This window comes from Trebonia sp. (assembly GCF_030042015.1).
In the GTDB taxonomy this organism is placed as follows: Bacteria; Actinomycetota; Actinomycetes; order Streptosporangiales; family Streptosporangiaceae; genus Trebonia.
In genome coordinates this window covers 1-22,208 of the sequence record NZ_JASIAL010000172.1, presented here as the reverse complement: position 1 = coordinate 22,208, position 22,208 = coordinate 1, and the positions used below count along the sequence as shown (strand labels likewise).

The 22,208-nt window shown below is 67.6% G+C and carries 20 protein-coding genes and 1 riboswitch; of the genes, 13 read left to right on the top strand and 7 right to left on the bottom strand.

Features of this window, described 5'->3' with window-relative positions; all coding sequences use genetic code 11:
* Positions 1–47 precede the first annotated feature (47 nt).
* From Q1N79_RS08930 to Q1N79_RS08905, 6 genes are all read left to right on the top strand, one after another.
* Positions 48–884 carry a glycosyltransferase gene (locus Q1N79_RS08930; RefSeq protein ID WP_300606668.1) on the top strand — a complete coding sequence of 279 codons (837 nt, stop codon included), beginning with the start codon at positions 48–50 and terminating at the stop codon, positions 882–884.
* Complete coding sequence (locus Q1N79_RS08925; protein WP_300606665.1) at positions 881–1,768, top strand: radical SAM protein; 888 nt, start codon at positions 881–883, stop codon at positions 1,766–1,768. The genes Q1N79_RS08930 and Q1N79_RS08925 overlap by 4 nt, the downstream gene beginning before the upstream one ends.
* Positions 1,769–1,800: 32 nt before the next feature.
* Complete coding sequence (locus Q1N79_RS08920; RefSeq protein WP_300606662.1) at positions 1,801–2,715, top strand: glycosyltransferase; 915 nt, start codon at positions 1,801–1,803, stop codon at positions 2,713–2,715.
* Positions 2,709–3,818, top strand: coding sequence for a glycosyltransferase (locus Q1N79_RS08915; protein WP_300606660.1), 1,110 nt, complete (start codon positions 2,709–2,711; stop codon positions 3,816–3,818). The genes Q1N79_RS08920 and Q1N79_RS08915 overlap by 7 nt, the downstream gene beginning before the upstream one ends.
* Before the next feature lie 140 nt (positions 3,819–3,958).
* Positions 3,959–5,272, top strand: a complete 1,314-nt coding sequence (locus Q1N79_RS08910) for a glycosyltransferase family A protein (RefSeq protein WP_300606658.1) — start codon at positions 3,959–3,961, stop codon at positions 5,270–5,272.
* Positions 5,273–5,311: 39 nt separating this feature from the next.
* Positions 5,312–6,472 carry a twitch domain-containing radical SAM protein gene (locus Q1N79_RS08905; protein WP_300606656.1) on the top strand — a complete coding sequence of 387 codons (1,161 nt, stop codon included), beginning with the start codon at positions 5,312–5,314 and terminating at the stop codon, positions 6,470–6,472.
* Between the two features lie 53 nt (positions 6,473–6,525).
* Here the strand turns inward: Q1N79_RS08905 and Q1N79_RS08900 are convergent, their stop codons facing one another.
* Positions 6,526–7,608 carry a hypothetical protein gene (locus Q1N79_RS08900; RefSeq protein WP_300606654.1) on the bottom strand — a complete coding sequence of 361 codons (1,083 nt, stop codon included), beginning with the start codon at positions 7,606–7,608 and terminating at the stop codon, positions 6,526–6,528.
* A 352-nt stretch (positions 7,609–7,960) separates the two neighbouring features.
* Here Q1N79_RS08900 and Q1N79_RS08895 point away from each other — a divergent pair, with 352 nt between their 5' ends.
* Positions 7,961–8,974 (top strand): UDP-glucuronic acid decarboxylase family protein, encoded by a 1,014-nt coding sequence (locus Q1N79_RS08895; RefSeq protein WP_367185045.1) that lies wholly within the window; start codon positions 7,961–7,963, stop codon positions 8,972–8,974.
* A 234-nt stretch (positions 8,975–9,208) separates the two neighbouring features.
* Here Q1N79_RS08895 and Q1N79_RS08890 read toward each other — a convergent pair whose 3' ends face one another.
* Both Q1N79_RS08890 and Q1N79_RS08885 read right to left on the bottom strand, forming a co-directional pair.
* Positions 9,209–9,400, bottom strand: coding sequence for a DUF397 domain-containing protein (locus tag Q1N79_RS08890; protein ID WP_300606652.1), 192 nt, complete (start codon positions 9,398–9,400; stop codon positions 9,209–9,211).
* Entirely contained in the window at positions 9,397–10,218 is an 822-nt protein-coding gene (locus Q1N79_RS08885) for a helix-turn-helix transcriptional regulator (RefSeq protein WP_300606650.1), read from the bottom strand. The genes Q1N79_RS08890 and Q1N79_RS08885 overlap by 4 nt, the downstream gene beginning before the upstream one ends.
* A 406-nt stretch (positions 10,219–10,624) precedes the next feature.
* Here Q1N79_RS08885 and Q1N79_RS08880 point away from each other — a divergent pair, with 406 nt between their 5' ends.
* The 3 genes from Q1N79_RS08880 to Q1N79_RS08870 all read left to right on the top strand — a co-directional run bounded on the left by Q1N79_RS08880 (position 10,625) and on the right by Q1N79_RS08870 (position 13,132).
* Positions 10,625–10,999 (top strand): ATP-binding protein, encoded by a 375-nt coding sequence (locus tag Q1N79_RS08880; protein ID WP_300606646.1) that lies wholly within the window; start codon positions 10,625–10,627, stop codon positions 10,997–10,999.
* An 836-nt stretch (positions 11,000–11,835) separates the two neighbouring features.
* Complete coding sequence (locus Q1N79_RS08875) at positions 11,836–12,156, top strand: hypothetical protein (RefSeq protein ID WP_300606643.1); 321 nt, start codon at positions 11,836–11,838, stop codon at positions 12,154–12,156.
* 28 nt (positions 12,157–12,184) lie between these two features.
* A complete protein-coding gene (locus Q1N79_RS08870) occupies positions 12,185–13,132 on the top strand; it encodes a helicase-related protein (RefSeq protein WP_300606641.1) in 948 nt (315 codons plus the stop codon).
* A 23-nt stretch (positions 13,133–13,155) separates the two neighbouring features.
* Here Q1N79_RS08870 and Q1N79_RS08865 read toward each other — a convergent pair whose 3' ends face one another.
* The 4 genes from Q1N79_RS08865 to cobN form a co-directional block, all read right to left on the bottom strand.
* Positions 13,156–14,235 (bottom strand): ABC transporter substrate-binding protein, encoded by a 1,080-nt coding sequence (locus Q1N79_RS08865; protein ID WP_300606638.1) that lies wholly within the window; start codon positions 14,233–14,235, stop codon positions 13,156–13,158.
* Entirely contained in the window at positions 14,129–15,022 is an 894-nt protein-coding gene (locus tag Q1N79_RS08860; protein WP_300606635.1) for an ABC transporter ATP-binding protein, read from the bottom strand. Before Q1N79_RS08860 ends, Q1N79_RS08865 begins: the two co-directional genes overlap by 107 nt.
* The gene (locus tag Q1N79_RS08855) at positions 15,019–16,122 is read right to left on the bottom strand and encodes an iron ABC transporter permease (RefSeq protein ID WP_300606632.1); all 1,104 of its coding nucleotides are present in this window, start codon (positions 16,120–16,122) and stop codon (positions 15,019–15,021) included. Before Q1N79_RS08855 ends, Q1N79_RS08860 begins: the two co-directional genes overlap by 4 nt.
* Positions 16,123–16,326: 204 nt before the next feature.
* A riboswitch (cobalamin riboswitch) is annotated at positions 16,327–16,387 on the bottom strand.
* Between the two features lie 139 nt (positions 16,388–16,526).
* Positions 16,527–20,156 carry a cobaltochelatase subunit CobN gene (cobN, locus tag Q1N79_RS08850; protein WP_300606630.1) on the bottom strand — a complete coding sequence of 1,210 codons (3,630 nt, stop codon included), beginning with the start codon at positions 20,154–20,156 and terminating at the stop codon, positions 16,527–16,529.
* Positions 20,157–20,293: 137 nt separating this feature from the next.
* Between cobN and Q1N79_RS08845 the strand changes: the two genes are divergently transcribed.
* The 3 genes from Q1N79_RS08845 to Q1N79_RS08835 all read left to right on the top strand — a co-directional run.
* Positions 20,294–21,496 (top strand): precorrin-3B synthase, encoded by a 1,203-nt coding sequence (locus Q1N79_RS08845; protein ID WP_300606627.1) that lies wholly within the window; start codon positions 20,294–20,296, stop codon positions 21,494–21,496.
* Entirely contained in the window at positions 21,483–22,124 is a 642-nt protein-coding gene (locus Q1N79_RS08840) for a precorrin-8X methylmutase (protein WP_300606624.1), read from the top strand. The genes Q1N79_RS08845 and Q1N79_RS08840 overlap by 14 nt, the downstream gene beginning before the upstream one ends.
* A partial coding sequence (locus tag Q1N79_RS08835) for an SAM-dependent methyltransferase (RefSeq protein WP_367185047.1) occupies positions 22,121–22,208 on the top strand: 88 nt, incomplete at its 3' end. The genes Q1N79_RS08840 and Q1N79_RS08835, both read left to right, overlap by 4 nt.

Here is a 22,208-nt window from a genome sequence, read left to right as displayed (position 1 = left end):
GGTAAGCTCAGTGCGAGGCTGCGTCTACCGGGTCTGCTGTTGCAGCCGTGAACGAAGGACCGGAGCGGATGACAGATGTTCCTGAACCGTTGATCACGGTGCTTACGGTTACCCGCCGGTCCGAGAATCTATCCCGCTGTATCCATTCTGTGCGTGCCCAGACCTATCAAGGCCCTACTCGCCATTTGATTCTCGTGGACGACAACGAGGACTGTCATGATGCCGCGCGCAGCGAAAGTGTACCCGATGGAGACATCCTTTTCCAGTTCCGCGGGCCATCCGAAACGGACGGTCCAGCCAGGCTCGCCGAGCTGCGCAATCGGGCCGTTACGGCAGCTGGTGACACCTGGATGGCTTTCTTGGACGACGACAACAGGTGGGATGCCGGTCACTTGCGTTCGTTGTGGCGGGCAGTCGTCGATAACGGCGCCGACCTCGCGCACAGCCAGCGTAAGATCTACGAGGCTGACGGCAGCCCTTTCCTGCGAGAGGAGTTCCCATGGGGGCGCGACGAGCTGACACGTCGCGCCATTTATGCATACTGCCTCGTGGTCGGCGTCATGTCACCAGACTCAAACGTTATGCGTGACCAGATGGGTATGCGGTTTACCTGGATTGATCTCGGCGAGTGGTTGTTCCCGCCTGGGTTCTTGCAAGCCAATCCGTTCGGTACGACCTACGATGCCTGGGACTGGTACAACATTTCGGTCGAAGATAAAGACCTGCCGCGGGCTGTGTTCAACAGCGGAATGACGGTCGCCGCCACCGGGGAGCCGACATTGCACTACTTCATGGGTGGCTATACCAATAGCGCCGAGGATGCGAGCGTCTACTGGCGGAAGCCGCAGGAGGGCAGTCCACCTGGCCGAGTGGCACGGGCATGACTGCAAACGCGCCTGTACCCAAGGCCGTCCCGGTGATCAACGGACGAGTACACACTGAGGCGGTTGAGGTCAACGCGGTACACCACTGCAACATCAGTTGTCGCTCTTGCTCGCACGGATCGCCACTTATGCGGCCCTGGTTCGCGGATCCCGACACGGTCGAACGGGATCTCGTTGCTCTGTTGCCGTGGATGCACGTGGATCATGTGCGCATCCTCGGCGGGGAGCCCCTGCTCCACCCCAGGCTGCCTGACCTCCTGCGTGCGGTGCGGCGAACAGGTCTGGGCGACCGGCGCCGATTGCTCACCAACGGTCTGTGGCTTGCCGACCAGCCCGACGAATTTTGGGACGAGGTCGAGGAGGTGCATGTGTCGGTGTACCCGAACACTGCGGCACACCTCAGCCGCGCCCGACCGTCGATCGCGCGGATGGCCCAACGATCGGGGACGACGGTTCTGTTCAAGTACTTCGATCATTTTCGTGCCGCGTCTAGACCCGCTTGCGACCATCCAGAGCTGACTCAGGACATCTACGAGACTTGTCAGATCGCGAATCGGTGGCGGTGCATCTCGGTAGAGTCGGGCCGCCTCTACCGGTGCCCGCAGTCTATGCTTGCATCGGATGCCCGTGCGGTGGTCGAGGACGGCCTGACGATCAGCGATATCACCACTGCCGAGACGGTCCGCTCGTGGTTGCTCCGTGCCGACGCGCTGCGCAGTTGCGGCAGTTGCACGGGCAGCGTCGGCCTTTTGCACCCGCACAGGGCTCGAACCCGTGGCGACGTCAACGCCCAGTCGGACTCGCTCGATCTGGACTTTCTCTCCCGGCTACGCGTCGATGGTGACGCCGACAACGGATGCGTCTCGATCGCTGAGCCGTGTTGAGCGGCCCTGCGTTGCACGACGGTGAGGACTGGATGGTCGCCGTCCCCACTAGGGGCGACGCGGCGAGCGCCACGCGCATTAGTGAAAACATCGTCGGACGACTCGACGGCATACCGGTCATTGTGGTGCGTAATAGGTGCGTGCCTGCCGAGACAGACACAGACTGGGCCAACCTCGCACAGCGGCCGAACGTCCAGATCATTGATCGGTTCGGCGGAGGCGCGGCCCGAGCCCGCAATGCCGCTATCAGCACAGCGACGAGCCGTACCGTGGTCTTCGTGGATGACGATGTCCGCGTGTCCGAGTCGGCATTGCGAACGCTCGTAGCCCGACAGCGATCGGCCAGTGCCGCGATCGCCACCGCACGCGTCGTTGCGGCGAACACCGCGCATCACCAGCTTTTCGACGCCGACCTCGGATTCGATCGCGGCTCAGACGACGGCACTTGGATGGTCGGGCAGAGCAAGCCGCTGTCGCCGCTGAACGTGTGGCAGTTCGGTGTCGGGGCAACCTTCGCGATCGACCTCTCGCTCCTCGGCTCGAAAGGCAACGCCATTCGCTTCGACGAGCGGCTGTCCAACGGTCGGTTTTGCGGTGGCTCGGAGGACATCGACTTTTTCTATGCCGCCTATCTCAATGGCCACATAGTGTCATATGTCGCCGAGGCAGTGGTTGAGCACATTTTTCCGATATCGGCAGCGGAAGTGTCCGCCAAGTGCAGGCAGTACGCGCTGAGCGACGGCGCTTTCTACACGAAATGGGCTCAGCATGTGTCCGCAGCGGATATCCGAGGGGAGATCGCGGGCTGGTTGCGGCGATTGGGGGGAAGTATAGCCAATCGCTCTCGTGGCCGCCCTGCGGTACCCATTCTCGATCTGCTGGCAGAGCCACTGTACAAGCTTATGGGAGGTGCGACTTGGGAACTGCTCCTACGGCAGTCATGCTGACGGGATATGCCGTCGATCCCGTGCTAGTGCGGGGTGGGGCGCAGCGGGTCGCGGCCGAGATCTGCGACCGGCTCATCGAGCTCGGCTGGACACTCCACGTCGTGGAATGCGCGGCATGGCGGGAGTCGATCGGTCCTGACGACTCGTTCGTAGCCGGGATGGCTGGTCACTCCAGCACATCTCGCCAGTGGCGTGATGCGGGATCCGCGACAGTGATGGAAGCCGGGGACGTCAATGCTCTTGTTGGTGACGCTCGGCTCGTTCTGGTGCTCGACCGTGCGGTCGGTCGGCTCAGTACAGCCGCGCACCGGGTCCTCCTATTGTCGAACCTCGCGTATGACAACGAGCGCCGGGCAGCTGCTCATGGCGACCACGATGCCGTCTGGGTGCCGTCGCCGTATCTCGCTGAACTGTTCGCGGCTGTGCCGGGCCAGGCAGCGGACGCTGTACACATTGTGCCGCCCGCGCTGACCTCGTCGCGGTGTGACACACTGGCCCACGTCCCGCTCCAGGAACTGCAGGAACGGCTTACCGAGAAAGCCGTGCACCGGCACCGCCGACTGCTTTTCCCGCACCGGGCTGACCCGGGCAAGGGCTTGATGACAGCCCTAACCGTACTACAGCAACTGCTGGTGGAGGATCGCTGGGCACTCGTCGTGGTCAGCCCGGGCGCAGGTGAGGGCACCGAGGCCGCCGCTGTCCTCAATGAGGCCCGGCAGTACGCGGCGAATGCCGACATCACGGACTACGTTATGTGGGCACCGTGGCTGCCGCAGGGTGAGATGCCGTGCCTGTATGGGCTCACCGGGGTCACGCTGATACCAAGTACTTTGGACGAAGGGTTCGGCCTCGTCGCAATCGAATCAGTGACGCAAGGAGTGCCGGTGGTGGCCCGGCCGACTGGCAACCTACGTCTTCTAGCTGACATCTTCCCCTCCATCCGTCTTGCCGACTACGTCGCTGCGATGGCACGGGCGACCGCAGCCGTTTCCGGCCTTAAGATCCCTGACCTAGAGCGTCGCACCGGAAGCCGGATGTACTCCGTCGCCGCGCAGCGCGCCGCAGTGACCGCCGCACTCTACAGCGGGGCAATCCGCAGATGACACTCGGCGCGGCTGCCGAAGGCGCGGCAGGCTGGTGGACGAGGACCGCGGTGGCGGACTCGCCCGACGTTGCCGATTGCTTCACCTTCCCGCTCCTCGGCGCACCCTGGGAGCACTCCTGCAACACGCTCCGGTCAAGGATGGCGACCATCGACGTGATCGTCGCCACATGGAACTCTGCGGGGAGCCTTCGGCCCTGCCTCGACGCGATCGCGCTGTCGTCGCTCAATCGCCTCGCACCCCACCGGTTGCGTGTGCTGATCTGCGACGACGGTTCCACGGACTCTACACAGTCCGACTTGCGCGCTCGGCGCCGCGATCTTGATCTCCGCGTCATTCGTCAAGACCATCGCAGCCAGGCATTTGCCATCAACGCGGCGCTAGATCACGCAGAGGCGGACGTGCTCGTATTCTGCGACGCCGACATGATCCTCGGCTGCGGCGCGCTGGATGAAATCGCCGCTCGACACGAGCTGTGGCCAGACGTTGTATGCGCCGGCTTTCGCAGCAACATCGACAGCTCTGTGGTGCCGGGTGGCCATGCCGGTATCACTCGCCTTGTCCATCAAGAGGCGCTCACCACAGACAATCGGATCCGCTTCCACATGCCCACTCTGGTGACGAACATGATGCACGCGACCGGCTGGCTCAGCCAACTCGGCAACGGGCGCTACGTCCTAGACTGCGAGGGAACAGGCTGGTTGCGGCACCGTTACGTATTCGGCTGCTTGTTCAGTGCCGACCGCACGTTGGTCTCCGCGGCAGATGGCATGCCGGAGATCGTCCCACGCTGGGGTTATCAGGATTCGCTGTTGGTAGCTCGGCTTGAAGCCATAGGCGCTTTCGTCCTCCCCGTTACGACAGCGTGGGGCTGGCATGTTGCCCACGACATCCGCCACACCGACCAGTGGTTCCAGTACCGCCGCAACGGACTCGCCTATACGGAGATCTTGTCGCAGGATCTGGCGCGGCTGTCCTGGCGGTCGCCTGCTGACAGACCTGTGGTGCACGAAGTCTGGTCGGTCGAACAAGACGAGATCATAACGACACCTGAACTTCCGATACAAAAGACCCCCGAACTCCTTCACGCCCTTGGCCTGTGGGGTGACTGCCTCCGCCTGCTCGGCCAAATTCCCGTGTCTCCGCGCGTCGCGCTGCTAGCCGATGAGTGCAGGCTGAGGCTGGGCCAAGTGGACGAGTTGGCCGAGGCACCGGCCACGGGGTCGCTGTGGCATGCACTGGCGTTGCTCCGCGTGGGTCGGGTCGTCGAAGCCCGAGAGGTCTTTCGCCGGTGCGCGAACGGGATCGATCCAGTTGCGCACTACGCTACCTCGGCGTCCGCGCCGGAAATGCTCCATCTGGGCGCCCACTTTGCGGCACACGGCATGCCCGATACCGCTCGCCTCTACCACGACGTCGGCGTACTGCTAGATCCGATCGGGAAGGCCAAGTAGGGGACGGAAGGCCAAGTAACTGCGCAGGGAGGAAAGCAAGTGACCGAAACGGGCCGTTGGCCGCAAAGCGACACCGTTTGCGTCCTGCCATGGACTCACATTGCCGGCACGGTCGATGGCGTGTGGGGCCGCTGCTGCTTCGATGCCACAAACGACTATGACAGGTATTACGAGCAGGAGATCGAGCCCGAGTTCATTCTCGATCCGGACGCACTCGGCTGCTCGCCGATGTCACGTTATGCCCAGGCGAATCCGGGGCGGGTCATGGGACTGCACGAAGCGTTCAACAGCGCAGCCATGCGGCGGACCCGACTTCAGATGCTCGCCGGCGAGCGGCCGACTGCATGTCGTTCCTGCTTTCAGCAGGAGGACCTCGGGGTCAGCTCTCACCGAACGGCGATGAACAGTGTCCTAGCTAACGAGGTCGACCTGGCTGAGCTGATCAATGCCACCGACGAGGACGGCTGGCTCGACCGCTTCCCCATCCATCTCGATCTTCGGCTCGGGAATACCTGCAACCTCGCCTGCATCATGTGCTCGTTCCCGGTCAGCTCCCGTCTCGCCGCTGGTCGCAAACCCACGTGGACAACGGCGAACATCGACCCTTACCGCGACGACGAGGAGTTCTGGCAGGCCATCCGCGACCACGCTCACGAGATCCGCTTCCTGTACATCGCTGGTGGAGAGCCGTTCATGCAGTCCAGCCACTATCGCCTGCTTGACCTCCTGGCGGGGTCCGGTGCTTCGCGACACATTAAAATCCACTACAACTCGAACCTCACCGTGTTGCCATCGGATCTGTGGCCGCGGTTGGAACAGTTCAAGCACGTGTCGATTGCGGCGTCGTGCGATGGAGTTGGCGAAGTGTTCGAGCGCATCCGGGTCGGTGGGCGGTGGGACACGTTCGTCGCGAACCTGCGCACTGCCTGCGAGCAGGTCGAGGTCTGGCTTGACGTCACGGTGCAGCGGGACAACGTCGGCGAACTGACTGAATTGCACCACTTCGCGATCGCGGAGGACGTACGCATGCGCGCCTATAACATTCTGCAGTATCCAGACGAACTCAGCGTCCGGAGCCTGTCGTTGAAGGAACGCGAGCAGCATGCAGACGAGATTACTCGCCTCATCCTAGCGTGCGCGGGAGACGAGCCCAGTCTGGCCACCGAACTCGAACGTCTGCGCGACTACCTGATGGGCTAAAGGATCCTGCCCCGACCAGACGATAGACCTTCTTCAGCGCATCGTCGTGACACTCAACTCGGCTTGTAACTGCACGTCACTATGGCTGGGGTCTGACCTAGCAGGCCGATGCGACGGAACCCGACCGTGAGGCCATGCCGACGCAGCCGCGGCATCAGTTGTTCCTCATGGGTGGTCAGGAGTGCAGCGCCACCGCCGGACCTCAGCGTGTACGCGGTCAGCAGCGCGGTGGCGTCCAAGAGCGCTAGCACGCCGTCAACCTGAACCTGTTTGCCCCACGGCAGGTTCGCTGCCACCAGCCGTGCGGTAACGCGCTGATCTGGCCCGTTCCGAACGTCCCGGGTGAAAATCCGCCACTTTAGGTCGTCCGGAGCGAGCCCCATTCCGGCCAGCCGTTGCCGAGTGAGTTCGACGGCTTCCTCGGATCGATCCGAGGCGAATACGGCCAGGCCACGCTGGGCTGCCTCCCCCACAATGGTGCCGCTGCCGCAGAAAGGGTCATAGAAGCCGACAGCGGCGGCATCCTTACCTCCAAGGTCCACGGCTAGCCGGACGAGTGCGGCCGCCACTGTGGGCCGCAGCGCTCCCGGCCACGACGAGGCAATCTCCCGCAGACGCTTACCCACGGGCTGGTCCCACAGGTTCACCGATATGTGGCCTTGCTCCCCGTCGATCTGCACCCGGACATCAACCGGGCACCGGCTTGTCGAGTTCGGATCGGCACCGTGGAGTGCACGGGCGAAGATCGGCCCCGGATCCCATGGGGGCTTACGCCGCCAAGGCGGGTTGCGCACTGACAAGGTGACTGACCACGGCGCGGGACCAGCAGCGCCGACGAGGGCTTTTTCAATCTCTGCCGCAGCGACCGAGCAGAGATCCAGCAGATCGTTCTCGCTGCGGATGAGCGACGGGCCAGCCACCACCATGCGGACATCGTCTAGCAGTCGTGCCTGCATGCCAACCCGTTCAGCATCATAGGCAGTCAGCGCTACCACGAGAAACCGATCCTGGCGTTCGTGAACGACTGCACTTGAAACGATTTCCCTAAGCTCCGCCTCGGCCACGTCGATGAGGCCCTTCGTCAAGTACAGCGCAAAGGACCGGATGATGTTGGAGGGGACGTTGAGTGTTCGCATCGACCATACTCTATCCGACCTCAGCGGGGAGGGTTGGGCGAGCTGCCACTGGCCGACGGCCCCGACCTGCTCGCTTCGCCGTAATCCTCACCCTACGTAAGAAGAAAAGCTTAGCAGCCACGAAAAACTGCGCCGAAGCCAGTTTTCAGGATCCAGCGGCAAGAGTGTTGTGAATGCAGGGCGAGATAGGCGAAGATGAAAGAGGGGCCGTTCATGGACTCATCTAACAGTACAGCAGGGTGGGAGCGCAGTGCGGCAGTCGAGTGCGAAATCCTGTGACACCGTCATCACTGTGGCGGCTTTGACCGGACGGCGACCTCGCCTGCGCTCATGAACACGATCCGCTCGCTGATTGCACCCTGCCGCACTAGCAGTCGAACATCTCTGCCCGGATATTGGAGGCCCTAGATTGAGAATCCTGATAACTGGAGGTGCTGGCTTCCTGGGAGTCCATCTCTGCAAGGCACTCCTAAGTAGAGGGAATGAGGTTGTCGCGGTGGACAACTTCGTTACGAGCAGCAGGAACTCTATAGAACAACTGACTACTTCTCCAGATTTCACTTTCATCGAAGGCGATGTGTGCGCGAATCTGCCCATGGAGGGTGAATTCGACGCCATTGCCCACTTGGCCTGCCCGGCGTCACCTAATGATTACCTCCGATTCCCGCTCGAGACACTCGCTACGGGAAGTCATGGCAGCGAATTTGTTATCCAGGCGGCGCAGAAAAGTTCCTGCCGTGTTGTACTTGCGTCTACGAGCGAGGTCTATGGTGACCCGTTGCAGAAGCCTCAGCGCGAAGAGTACTGGGGAAACGTAAATCCAGTGGGTCCGAGGAGTGTGTACGACGAATCTAAACGTTATGCTGAAGCACTTTTTATGGCGCACCGCAGAACCGAGAAAATCAATACTGGAATAGCGCGGATTTTCAATACCTACGGTCCGGGCCTCCGGCCAGACGACGGCAGGGTAGTATCGAGATTCATCGCCCAAGCTCTCCGCGGCGAGCCACTGACCGTGTATGGGAACGGTAGCCAGACACGCAGTTTCTGCTACGTAACGGACCTCGTCGAGGGGTTTATCCGAATGCTGGAATCAAACGAGCCAGGTCCGATCAATCTCGGAAATCCTGATGAAATATCAATCATCAAGCTGGCGCGCATGATCCTTACCCTAACGGGTTCCAGTTCTCCCTTGCGATTCCTGCCTGCGCTGGAGGACGATCCGGCGATCAGAAAACCTGACATAGCTAAGGCCAAGGCTCTTCTCGACTGGGAGCCGATCGTTTCTCTGGGGGAGGGCCTTGCTCTGACAATCGCTTGGCAGCGTGATCTCTTCACACGGACCACAACAGCACAGACTAAATAATCGCTGCTGCTCGCCGTCAATCTCCGCCCGCTCGACCCAGTTGCGGAGCGTCTCGGGTTAACGCCGGGTTTCTCGTGGACGCGTGCTAGGGAACCGGCGTGATTCCCCTGCTTCCGTACGCAGGTCGAGCACCATCGCAACGGCACGTCCCGCAGCTCCGCAGGATGCTGCTTCCGACTTGACATGAGACCTAACTTTCCCAGAAGTCACAGCCTCCAAGAAACCCGGGACAGCTCACTTCTTAAGGTCGGTTGCGAACTTCTGCCATGCGTTGGCGGGGATGGTGAGCACGGTCCCGTCGCGGTCCTGGGTGTCGCGGACGGCCATGCCGCCGTCGGGCAGAAGCGCGCACTCCACGCACGCACCGTTGCCGGATGAGTAGCGGCTCTTGAACCATTCAAGCCCGCTCGTGTCGAGCCCGTTCATTCCAACCTTCCTTCCTTGACCGAGGCAATCAGGTCAGCGCTGCGAGCCGGGCTGAGAGCGCTAGCGCGCAAGTGATCGAACATCGTCCGGTACCGGCGCAGGTCGTCCTCTGACTCAAGGAACATGTCCCCGGCCTGGGCATCGACGTACACGAGCTCCGGGTCGCCCTCGTCACGGAACTCCAGGAAGATAAACGAGCCAGGCATCCCCGGGTGTGCCCCTGCGTCGAAGGGGATCACCTGCACGGTGACGTTGGGCCGTTTCATCATCGCGAGGACGTGCTCAAGCTGCGCGGCCATGACCTGACGCCCGCCGACGACGCGCCGCACCGCGGCCTCGTCCACCACGGCCCACAGTTGAAGCGGCTCAGGTCCGTCGAGCAGCTTCTGGCGTTCGATCCTGGCCTGTACCCGCTCGTCGATCTCGGGTTCTGTGGCAGCGGGGAGCACGCCCTGCGACATCGCGCGGCTGTACTCGGGGGTCTGCAGCAGGCCAGGGATGAACAGCGACTCGTAGTTGTGCTCGGCCCTGGCTTCGGCCTCGAAGCTGATGTACACGGCGTACTCGCCGGGGAGTTGCCACTGGTAGGGCCGCGACCAGCCCTGGCCGTCCGCCGACCGCGACAGCTCGATGAGATCAGCCCTCATCGGCTCGCCGACGGAGTAAAGGTCAAGCAAGGCGATCAGCGTACGACGCTGCGGGCGTGCCCGGGCGGTCTCGATCCTGTAGAGGGTGCCCTCGTTGACGCCGGTCTGCTCTGCGACCTGCTCGCGGCTAAGGCCTGCGTCGGCGCGTAGACGGCGTAGCTCGGCCGCCAAGCGCCGCAGTCTCACGGTCGGCGGCTTGGGCCGATGAGTCGCCACTTGTGATCTATCCATTCGCCTAGATGCTATCGCGGCATCCAGCCCTGGGACCGTGGCTGTCCGGCTGCCTGGTCGGCACAGGTATGGCCTTCCATCGCTCGATTTGATTGAAAACGACTACCTTGCATTCTCAAAGTAGGCGTACGTATGATAGGCAAACATACACCGGTACTGCCGCTACGCCGGGAGTAAGAATGCAGAGCCCCGACATCACCGGCCGCATGGCGAAGATCGGTGCGGAGCGCTCCAGCGTTCCGCGCTTCACCCCCGCCTACGATGACCGCATCCCCCTCGACCCGGCCGCGAGTGACCCTCAATGGCCGGACCGCTGGCCGCTGCGTTCCCATCTGCAACTAGCCCTTTGGACACCGCACCGGGCAGCGCCCGCGCCCACGTAACCGCCGTCCTGCGCGAGTGGAAAGCCAGCAGCGACACAGCGGCCGACGCCGCCACGATCGTGACCGAGCTGACCACGAACGCGGTCGAGACGACGCGGAAGCACGGCCTATACGTCCCCATCTCGCTGTGGATGCTCGGTGATCGAGCAAGTGCGGTATTCCTGGTCTGGGACGCAACCGACGCCACGCCCGTGCTCCGCGACGCCACCTCTGACGCCGAGCACGGGCGCGGTCTTCAGATGGTCAACGGCCTGTCCGAGCGGTGGGGCTTCTATCGCCCAGACGAGCACCCCTTCGGCAAAGTCGTGTGGGCCGCCATTCACAAGCCAGAGGGATGAGGCTACTGGATGTACGGCCGGGCGGTTTCGGTCACCCTCCACCTGCCGCCGACGCCCGACCGGCTGTCGTCCAGCATCCCTTGCTCCGGAGTATCCAAGGGGCCACCTCCAGTAAACCTCGGAAGATGAGCCACAACTTCCTGAACGCCCTCATTGGTGATTTTCGCTTTCCCGGCATCGATCTGCCGGACCGGCCCGCCCGCTGATTCGGGGTCGAACTCACGCCTTGAGGCAGGTCCCCAGGCACCCGTCTGCACGTCTGCCGCAGCCGTTCCCATGGTCGTGTATCCGAGGTCGTCGGCGTTGTGGTAAGCCGCAGCCCGTTCTATGCGCACGGCCGAGTCCAGGAGAACGGGGACGAGCCGGGGAGAGCGTCGCCAGCGACTGTCTCTCCCTGGTCTTTGCAAACGACGTTCGGACCGTCGGGAGCCGGCCAGGCGTAGCGGGCCGCATGGGCGTCGTCCGGCTCGTCGGCCAGGTCTGCCCGGTCGATCCGCACGCGCTCACCCACTTAATGGCGGTGGGCCAGTGTCGAATGTCCTACTTGGGAAACGGCTGGATCCCGGTTCCGGTTCACCACGGGATCGGCAGAGGGTCCTATTCAGCAGCTTTGGCGGGGAGGTACTGGCAGGGTTGCGGATTCAAGTGATGCGTATTCGCGGGCACGCATGCTGCAGCGGCCACTATCCGTGGCGCGTGGCCCAGCGCTGTGGCCAGGCCGGGGGCACGGTCGTCGCGGCATGGCAGCGATAACGAATGTGTGTTCAATACCGGCAAATCCCGCCTGAGCTGCGCTGCCGCTGCGGGTTCGCGCTGGTTTCGGGCAGACTGTGCCGGTGACCACATTCCTGTTGCCGGTCGAGGGGCTGACCATCACCTGCCCATGGGAGATAGGCCGGGTGCAACTGTACCCAGGGGCGCAGCTGAGATCCTTGCTGGGCGACAACGCGCAGGCGATGCTCGGCCACAAAGTGATCGGTGCTGTCACCACCAAATTCGTCGAGGAACTGGAGCAAGGCACGGTCGCACGGGTCGAGGCGACTGACATCGACGCAGCCCTTGACCTCCTGGCGCTGGCGACCGACCTCCTGCGCGTCTTCCTGAAGAAGGGAGCGCGGTTCCGGACGACGATGTTCGGCTTGCCGGGCCAGATGTAGCACCGCCGCCGACAAGCAGCGCGAACTCGTGCGGGCGGTGGCCGAACTGCGGGGCCCGGGCATCGTCTACGCGGCCACGCACGCCAGCGCGCAGGCGGCGCATGACGCGCTCGCGTCGGCAGGCGAGCAGGTCACCGTCTTCCACGCCGGGCTGCCCGCCCGCGTCCGGCACGAGGCGATGACGGCGTTCCTGGACGGACCGGCCCGCGTCATCGCGGCCACGGTCGCGTTCGGCATGGGGATCGACAAGCCTGACGTGCGCTGGATCGTGCACGTCGACCCGCCCCCTTCGCTCGACTCGTACTACCAGGAGTTCGGGCGGGCCGGCCGCGACGGCGGGCCGGCGCAGGCGCGGCTGCTTTACCGGTACGAGGACTTCCAGACGGCACGCCACCTGACCGCGCGCGGCGTTTCCGGCGCGGTGGTGGAGCAGGCCGCGGCCGCGCTCGTGGCCGGGGAGCCGATCGGGGCAGGCCCGCGGGCCGGGGCGGTCCCGGTCCCCGGCGCGCGGCAGCAGACGGCCGCGCTCGTCCGGCTGGCCGATCTCGGCGCGGCGGCATGGCAGGCGGACGGCGGGGTCAGCTGGACCGGGGCGATGAACGTCGCCGCGGTCTTCAGGGCGTCAGAGGCGGCAACCGAACGCGAGGATGAGGTGGAGCGCTCGCGGCTGACGATGATGCGCCGCTACGCCGAGCACGCCGGCTGCCGGCGCTCGTTCCTGCTCACGTACTTCGGGCAGGACTATCCGGGCCCCTGCGGGAACTGCGACAACGACCTCGCGCCGCCGCAGCCCGCGCCGGCCGCGGTCCCGTTCGCCGTGGGCTCGCGGGTGGTGAGCGGGCGCTGGGGTGAGGGCACGGTGCAGCGATACGACGGCGACCAGGTCACGGTGCTGTTCGACGAGCACGGCTACCGCGAGCTGTCCGTGCCGGTCGTGCTTGACCGCGGCCTGCTGCACCCCGCGCCCGCCGCCTGAGGCGCAGCACCCCTCGGCGCATCTCATGAGCCGTCGGGGGGCAGGCCGAACGCCGACGGGTGCAGCCACTTGGCTATCGCGACTACCGCTTCGGCGTTGCGCGGGCTCGGGGTGACCTCGTCGTAGCTCAGCGGCAGGAAGCAGCGGTTCTTGACGGCGGGCAGGTTCTTGCTGGCAGCGAAGGTCTCCAGGAACTTCTCTTTCTGGGCGACTGTCGGGGTGCCGTAGTTGTTGATGATGATGCACTGAGGCTGCGCCGCGACCACCTGCTCCCAGGACACCGACGTCCAGCTCTGCTTGAGTGAGGCGAACACGTTCGTCCCGCCGGCCAGGCTGATCAAGGCGGTCGGCATGGCCAGCCCCGGCCCGGTGAACGGGGCGGCCTCGCCGCTGTCATAGTCGAAGACCTTGATCGGCTTAAGGTCGGCTACCTTGGCCCGGACGGCAGCCACCTGAGCCTGCATGCTGGCGATCAGCTGCTGCGCGCGGCTCTCGACGCCGAAAATCTCGCCGAGGTTGCGCAGGTCCTGATAGGTGTCGCTGATGCTGACGGAGGCCGTGCCCGGCTGGACCCAGGCGCAGGACTCGGTGAGCACCAGGGTCTTGATCCCGAACCTGGCGAGGTAGCTTGGCGTGAGGTTGGTACCGACCTGCAGGCCGTAGTTCCAGCCCGCGAACAGGAAGTCGGGCCGCAGCGCGACCAGCTCTTCCAGCGTGAAGTAGTTGTCGGGATCCACGTCGCGGACCTTGTTGAACCCGGCCTGGTACTGGGGCGGTATCGGCTGGCCGACCGGGCCGTCGCCGACCGCGCCGAAAGTCCCGGCCATGTGCGACTCCAGCCCGAGCGCGAGCATGTCCTCTGTGGTGTTGATGTCGTTGGCCACGGCCCGCTGCGGCGCGCGGTCGTAAGTCACCGGCACACCGCAGCTCGTGACCGTGACCGGATAATCGCTGCCTGACTTGGCTGACGCGGTGGCGGTGGCGGTCGGGGTACCGCTACTGCAGGCCGCCAGGCCGAGGAGGGCGAGCAGCGCCGTGAACGCGGTCAGGTTGCGGCTGGCCCGCTGCCGGGCGGTGTGCCGGGAACCGTGGTTGTGATGCACTGGGATCCTTTCGGGTGGCGGGCTGAACGCGGCGCGGGATCAGGTGCGGCGTCCCTGTGTCGGGATGCTCGATGACCAGGACATCGGCGCCGTAGGCCGCGCGGATCGTCTCGGGCGTGAGCACGGCGCCGGGCGGGCCGCTCGTCACCACCCGGCCGGCGTGCAGCACATGGATGCTGCGGCAGAACAACGCGGCGAGGCTCAGGTCATGCAGGGCCGCCAGCACGGTGACGCCGAGTCCGGCGACGAGTTCGAGGATCTCCACTTGATGGTGGATGTCGAGCTGGTTGGTGGGCTCGTCCAGGATCAGGTGGTCGGCCTCCTGGGCCAGCGCACGGGCGATGAGGACGAGCTGCTTCTCGCCGCCGGACAGGTCGTTGAAGCGGCGGTAGGCCAGCCGCTCGCAGCCGACGCGCTCGATCGCCTGGTCGACGATGCCGCGGTCGGCGGCGGTGTCGCCGTCGAAGGACCGCTTGTGCGGCGTGCGGCCGATCATCACGATCTCCCTGACGGTGAAATCGAACTCGCTGGTCGACTCCTGCGCGACCACCGCGATGCGCCGCGCCGCCTCCTTCGGGCGCAGCGACAGCAGGTCTGTTCCGTCAAGCAGCACCCGCCCGGCGGACGGCCGGTGCACCCGGTAAATCGCCTTGAGGATCGTGGACTTACCGCTCCCGTTCGGCCCCACCAGGCCGGCGAATTCGTGGTCGCGGACGGCCAGGTCGACTCCGGTGACGATCCTGCGCCCGGATATGTCGACCGCCAGGCCTTCCAGCTGCAGGCTCATTGGGTCGCGCCGTACAGGTAGGGGCGGCGGCGGATGAGCACGATGAGCGTGGGCGCGCCGATGAACGCCGTGATGACCCCGATCGGCATCTCCTGCGGGGCGACGATCGTGCGGGCCAGCAGGTCGCCGAGGACCATGAAGGAGGCGCCGAACAGCACGCCGGCCGGCAGGACCCGGCGATGGTCGGATCCGACGACGAGGCGGACGATGTGCGGCACGACCAGGCCGACAAATCCGATCACCCCGCTCACCGCGACCGCGACCCCGGCGATCAGCGAGGTCACGAGGAACAAGTTCCGGCGCAGCCGCCGCACGTCCACACCCAGCGACGCGGCCGGCTCGGCGCCCATGGCCAGCGCGTTCAGTGTCCGGCCGTGCGCTAGCAGGTAGACCATCGCCGCCGCGAGCGTTACCAGCGGGATCGGCAGCTGGTCCCAGCTGGCCAGCCCGAACGAGCCGAGCAGCCAGAACAGCACCGACTGTGTCGCCTGCGGGTTCCCGCGGAAGATCAGGAAGCTGGTCACCGATTCGAACAGCGCGGAGAGCACGACCCCGCACAGGATGAGCTGCGTGGGAGACAGCCCAGAGCCGGACCTGGAGACCAGGAACACCGCCGCCATCGCGGCCAGCGCGCCAAGCACGCTGCCGACCGAGATCGCCCACACGCCGAGCGAGGCGAACGCGCCAAGCAGCAGCACGGCGGTAGCGCCGACGCTGGCACCCGACGACACGCCCAGCAGGAAGGGATCCGCCAGCGCGTTGCGGACCAGCACCTGCACGACCGAGCCCGCGGTGGTGAGCGCCGCGCCGACGACGGCCGCCAACAGCACCCGGGGCAGCCGGATCTGCCAGACGATGATCCCGGCGACCGTGTTCTCCTGATGGCCGGCCAGGCCGCCAGCCACCACGTCCCAGACCGCCACCGGGCTGAGCGGGACCGACCCGATGCCCACACCGAGCGTCATCGTCACCACGAGCAGCACCGCGCAGGCGGCGAGGACGACCGCTAGCGGCACGCGTTCCCGCCGCCGGCTCGCCGGCCCCGCGGGCCGGAAAGCGGGCCGGGCCAGGCCGGTCCGCTCATGGTGCCGGGTGAACATCGCGGCGAGCCGGGCTCAGTCGCCGGACGACACCGCGGAGCCGTTGGCGCGCAACGGGGAGCCGGCAGCCGAGTGTGTCATGAATCATCCTCCTGATGAGGCGGAGGACGAAGAGAGTCTCTGCGAAAGTCCGGCGACCGGGCCTCGCAGCGAACCGCCCTTCCTCCGAGGACTCCTGTTCGCGTGACAGGCCAGGCCAGGCGACCGGACTCGTCCCCTGACAGGGGCTTCACCGTTGCGGGACAGTGCCGGATTCGCACCGGACTTCGCTGGGCTGGCTGTCCCCCCGGGCCGTTCCCGGGGACATGGGCACCGTATAAAACGGACCGCATGCCGTCAAGTTCTCACAGCGCTGGTGCCGTGCCGCCGTGCCGCCGTGCCGCCCGCCGCGCCCTGGCGGCTCGCTACCTGTCTTCGAGGTCGCCCTCGGTCTCCAGGTAGACCTGGCGGAGCGCGGCGAGGGTCTGCGGGTCCGGGGTGTCCCATAGCTTGCGGTCGGCGGCCTCAAGCAGCCGTTCGGCGATGCCGTGCAGCGCCCACGGGTTGGACGCGGCGAAGAACTCCCGCATCGACTCGTCAAGCACGTAGGCCTGGGTGAGCTTGTCGTACATCCAGTCCTCGACCACGCCTGCCGTGGCGTCGTAGCCGAACAGGTAGTCCACGGTGGCGGCGAGCTCGAACGCGCCCTTGTAGCCGTGCCGTTTCATCGCCTCGACCCAGCGCGGGTTGACGACCCGGGCGCGGAACACGCGGGCGGTCTCCTCCGACAGCGACCGGGTGCGGACGGTATCGGGGCGGGTGGAGTCGCCGATGTAGGCGCGGGGGGAGTGGCCGGTCAGCGCCCGGACGGTCGCGATCATGCCGCCGTGGTACTGGAAGTAGTCGTCGGAGTCGGCGATGTCGTGCTCGAGGGTGTCGGTGTTGTGCGCGGCGACCGCGATCCGCCGGTAGGACGTCTCCATGTCCGCGCGGGCCTCGCGGCCGTGCAGGTCGCGGCCGTAGGCGAAGCCGCCCCAGGCCGCGTAGACCTCGGCCAGGTCGGCGTCGTCGCGCCAGTTCCGCGCGTCGATCAGCGGCAGCAGCCCGGCGCCGTACGCGCCGGGCCTTGAGCCGAAGATCCGGGTGGTCGCCCGGCGCTCGTCGCCGTGGACGGCGAGGTCCGCGCGCGCGTGGGCGCGGACGTAGTTCGCCTCGTCGGGCTCGTCAAGCCCGGCGACGAGCCGGACGGCGTCGTCGAGCATCGTGACCACGTGCGGGAAGGCGTCGCGGAAGAAGCCGCTGATCCGGACGGTGACGTCGATTCGCGGCCTGCCGAGCTCGGCGAGCGGCACCGGGTCGAGCCCGTTGACGCGGCGGGACGCCTCGTCCCAGGCCGGCCGGACGCCGAGCAGCGCGAGCACCTCGGCGACGTCGTCGCCGGAGGTCCGCATCGCGGCGGTGCCCCACACCGACAGGCCCACCGACTCCGGGTACGTCCCGGTGTCGGCCAGGTACCGCTGGAGCAGGGAGTCGGCCATCGCCTGGCCGGTCTCGCAGGCCAGCCGGGACGGGACGGCGCGGGGGTCGACGGAGTAGAAGTTCCGGCCGGTCGGGAGCACGTTCACCAGGCCGCGCAGCGGTGAGCCGCTCGGGCCGGCCGGGACGAACCCGCCGTCGAGCGCGTGCAGCGTGCTGGTGATCTCTTCGCGCGTCCGGGCGAGCCTGGGCACGACCTCGGTGGCGGCGAACGCGAGCACGTCCGCGACCGCCGCGGGCGCGTCCCCGGCGATGCCGCCAATCGCGGCAGGATCCCAGCCCGCGGCCTCCATCGCCTCGACGAGCGCCCGGGCCCGGGCTTCGGCCGCGTCGGCCGCCTCGCGGTCGCCCGAGCGCTCGGCGTAGCCGAGCGCCTCGCGCAGGCCGGGCAGGGCTTGCGCCCGGCCGCCCCACATCTGCCTGGCGCGCAGGATGGCGAGCACCAGGTTCACGCGGTCCGCTCCTTCCGGCGCGGACCCAAGGACGTGCAGCCCGTCGCGGATCTGGGCGTCCTTGATCTCGCACAGCCAGCCGTCGACGTGCAGCAGGAAGTCGGCGAATTCCGCGTCGTGCGGCCGCTCGTCCAGTCCCAGGTCATGGTCGAGCCTGGCGGCCTGGATCAGCGTCCAGATCTGGGCGCGGATCGCGGGCAGCTTCGCCGGGTCCATCGCGGCGATCTGCGCGTGCTCGTCCATCAGCTGCTCAAGACGGGCGATGTCGCCGTAGCTTTCCGCGCGCGCCATCGGCGGCACCAGGTGCCCGATCAGGGTGGCGTGCGCGCGGCGCTTGGCCTGCGTGCCCTCGCCGGGGTCGTTGACCAGGAACGGGTAGATCAGCGGGATGTCGCCGATCGCCGCGTCCGCGCCGCAGGCGGCCGACATCCCGGCGGTCTTGCCTGGCAGCCACTCCAGGTTGCCGTGCTTGCCGACGTGCACGACCGCGTGCGCGCCGAACTCCTCGCGCAGCCAGCGATAGGCGGCCAGGTAGTGGTGGCTCGGCGGCAGGTCGGGGTCGTGGTAGATCGAGACCGGGTTCGCGCCGAACCCGCGCGGCGGCTGCACCAGCACCGCGACGTTGCCCGCGCGCAGCGCGGCAAGCACGATCTCACCGTCCGGGTCCCGGCTGCGGTCGGTGAACAGCTCGCCCGGCGGCTCGCCCCAGTGCCCGGTGACGGCCTCGCGCAGGCGCGGGTCGAGGGTGGCGAACCACGCTCGGTAGTCCGCCGCGCGGATCCGGACCGGGTTGCCCTGAAGCTGCCCGGCGGTGAGCCAGTCCTCATCCTGGCCACCGGCGGCGATGATCGCGTGGATGAGCGCGTCGCCGTTCCGGTCGGCCACCCCAGGGAGTTCGCCGCCGCCCGCGCCGGAAGACACCGTGTAGCCCGCGTCCCGCATCGCGGCCAGCAGGGCGACGACCGAGGCCGGGGTGTCAAGGCCGACCGCGTTGCCGATGCGGGCGTGCTTGGTCGGGTAGGCCGAGAGCATCAGCGCGACCCGCCGCTCCGCCGCCGGGACGTGCCGCAGGGCCGCGTGCTTGACGGCGATGCCGGCCACCCGGGCGGTGCGCTCGGGATCGGGGACGTAGCTGGTGAGGCCGTCCGGGCCGACTTCCTTGAAGGAGAACGGGACCGTGATGAGGCGGCCGTCGAATTCGGGGATCGCGATCTGCGTGGCGGCATCCAGGGGCGTCAGTCCCTCGTCGCTGCCGGCCCACTGGGCGCGGGAGGTGGTCAGGCACAGGCCTTGCAGGATCGGCACGTCGAGGCTGGCCAGCGCCCCGGTGTCCCACTGCTCGTCGGCACCGCCCGCGCCGGCCTCGGCCGGCACGAGGCCACCGGCCGCGAGCACGGTCACGACGATCGCGTCCGCGGCCCGCAGGGCGTCGATCAGCGCCGGCTCGGCGGTGCGCAGCGACGAGCAGAACACCGCAACGGCCTGCCCGCCTGCCGCCTCCACGGCGTCGGCGAGCGCGTGCACGAAGCCGGTGTTTCCCGCGACATGGTGGGCGCGGTAGTACAGGATCGCGATGACCGGGCACGGCCGACCGCCGCGTGCGGTTTCCCTGGCGGGCCGGGCGCCCCGGGCGCCTCGGGCGCCCCGGTCGAGCACTCCCCACGAGGGCATCGGCGCCGGCGGGTCGAAGCCCTCGCCGGTCAGCGCGATCGCGTCCGACAGGAACCGCGCGAGCTGCCGCAGATTCTCCGGGCCGCCGTGGGCCAGGTAGGCGTGCGCCTCCGCGACGATGCCGGTCGCCACCGTCGACAGCTCCATGAGCTCGGCGTCCGGCGCCTGCTCGCCGCCGAGCACCACCGCGGGCACCCCGGAGGCCAGGACCGCGTCCACGCCGTCCGCCCAGGCCCTGCGCCCGCCGAGGATGCGGACGACGGCCACGGTCGCCCCGTCGAGCAGCGCGGGCAGATCGTCGGCCGCGAGGCGGGCCGGGTTGCCGAGCCGGTAGCCCGCGCCGCTCGCGCGGGCCGACAGCAGGTCGGTGTCCGAGGTGGACAGCAGAACGATCACGATACCTGGAGCCTCCCGGCTTCCCACCAGCTTCCTGGCGCCGTCACGCAGTGTGGACGGTAGCCGGGTGCCTCGCGGCTCGTCAACCGGCCACCGCGCGGCAGACGGGCCGCCGGACGCCGGCGTAGAATCCGGGCGTGCCCGTGACCAGCCCTTTCCCCAGCCGCTCAGCGACGGACCGCTGCCCTGGCGTGGTCCGGCTCGGCGAGGCCGCGGACGGGTTGCTGGCGCGGGTCCGGCTGCCCGGAGGGCTGATCTCCGCTGATCAGCTGCGCGTGCTCGCCCGGCTCGCGACCGCGCTCGGCGACGGGCGGGTCGAGCTGACTTCCCGCGGCAACCTCCAGCTGCGCGGGCTCGCGGCGGCCGCCGCAAGCCCGCTGACCAGCGAGCTCACCGCGGCGGGGCTGCTCCCGTCGCTTCCCCACGACCGGGTGCGGAACGTGCTCGCCTCACCGCTCGCCGGCCTGGACGCCGGAGCGGACCTGACCGAAGTCGTCCGGTGCCTGGACGCCGCGCTGTGCGCGCGGCCGCCCCTCGCGGGGCTGTCCGGGCGGTTCCTGTTCGCGGTCGACGACGGGCGCGGCGACGTGGCAGGACTCGGAGCCGACGTCGTCGCGACGGTCCGGCCGGACGGTGCCGTCGTCAACGGTCTTCGCGTCCCTTGCCCCGCCCCTGCGGGGGAGGCTCCCGGCGGTGGCGTCCCTGACGGCCTGCGGGATCGTGCCGTGGCCGCCATGCTCGCCTGCGCCGAGGCGTTCCTCGACCTGCGGGCGGAACTCGGGGGCACCGCCTGGCGGATCGCCGACCTGCCGGGCGGCCCCGGCCGGGTCCGTGCCGCGGTGGCGGCCCGCCTCGGGCTGGCCACCGCCAGGGAAGAATCCCGGGCCGCGGCCGCCAGGCCCGTCGGCCTCGTCGCAGGCGAGGCGGCGGCGGGGGGCGGTGCGAAGTCTGTCGTACTGCTCGCTCCGCTCGGCAGGCTGACCTCAGCCCAGCTGACCTGGGTCGCGGACCGGCTCACGGGCCGGGCGGCGCGGGTCACCCCGTGGCGCAGCGTGGTGCTGCCGCACCCGCGCGACGCGTCAGGGGTGCTCTCGGACGCGGCCGGCCTCGGGTTCGGCACGGACGAGGCGTCGCCGTGGCTGCGGGTGACGGCGTGCGCCGGGCGGCCAGGCTGCGCGAGCGCGCTGGCCGACGTGCAGGCCGACGCGGCAGGGTTCGCCGCGCGCTGGCCGGAGCGGATCGTGCACGTCAGCGGTTGCGCCCGGCACTGCGGCCGGCCCGCCGCCACCCAGGTCGACGTGACCGCCACCAGCGAGGGATACCAGGTTGCCGGAATTTGACTACGTCCGCGACGGTGCCGAGATCTACCGCCGCTCCTTCGCCACGATCAGGGCCGAGGCGGACCTGTCCGGTTTCCCGGCCGACGTGGCGCAGGTCGTCGTCCGCATGATCCACTCCTGCGGCATGACCGACCTCCCGCGCGACATCGCCTACAGCGCCGGCCTGGTCCGGCGGGCGCGGGCCGCGCTGCGGGACGGCGCGCCGATCCTGTGCGACGCGCACATGGTCGCCGCCGGGATCACCCGGTCGCGGCTGCCCGCCGGCAACGAGGTGGTCTGCACGCTGCGCGACCCGGCCGCGGTCGCGCTCGCCACGGAGCTGGGGACGACGCGGTCGGCCGCCGCGGTCGACCTCTGGGCCGAACGCCTGGCCGGAGCCGTCGTGGTCATCGGCAACGCCCCGACCGCGCTGTTCCGCCTGCTGGAGATCACCGGGCCGCCAAGCACGGGCCTGCCCGGGCCGCGGCCGGCGGCGGTGATCGGCATCCCGGTCGGCTTCGTCGGAGCCGCGGAGTCGAAGCGGGCGCTGGCGGCATCCGGCCTTGATTACCTCGTGGTGCACGGGCGCCGCGGCGGCAGCGCGATGGCCGTCGCCGCCGTCAACGCGATCGCGAGCGAGGCCGAGTGAACACGAAAGCCGGGGTGCTGTACGGCGTCGGGCTCGGCCCCGGCGACCCCGAGCTGGTCACGGTGAAGGCGGCGCGCCTGATCG

Bases quoted from the DNA above. Each gene is read 5' to 3' on its own strand.
- Q1N79_RS08855 (WP_300606632.1), bottom strand. From the start codon at position 16,122: ATGTTCACCCGGCACCATGAGCGGACCGGCCTGGCCCGGCCCGCTTTC.
- Q1N79_RS08890 (WP_300606652.1), bottom strand. From the start codon at position 9,400: ATGAACGGGCTCGACACGAGCGGGCTTGAATGGTTCAAGAGCCGCTAC.
- Q1N79_RS08915 (WP_300606660.1), top strand. From the start codon at position 2,709: ATGCTGACGGGATATGCCGTCGATCCCGTGCTAGTGCGGGGTGGGGCG.
- Q1N79_RS08860 (WP_300606635.1), bottom strand. From the start codon at position 15,022: ATGAGCCTGCAGCTGGAAGGCCTGGCGGTCGACATATCCGGGCGCAGG.
- Q1N79_RS08925 (WP_300606665.1), top strand. From the start codon at position 881: ATGACTGCAAACGCGCCTGTACCCAAGGCCGTCCCGGTGATCAACGGA.
- Q1N79_RS08900 (WP_300606654.1), bottom strand. From the start codon at position 7,608: ATGCGAACACTCAACGTCCCCTCCAACATCATCCGGTCCTTTGCGCTG.
- Q1N79_RS08920 (WP_300606662.1), top strand. From the start codon at position 1,801: ATGGTCGCCGTCCCCACTAGGGGCGACGCGGCGAGCGCCACGCGCATT.
- Q1N79_RS08910 (WP_300606658.1), top strand. From the start codon at position 3,959: ATGGCGACCATCGACGTGATCGTCGCCACATGGAACTCTGCGGGGAGC.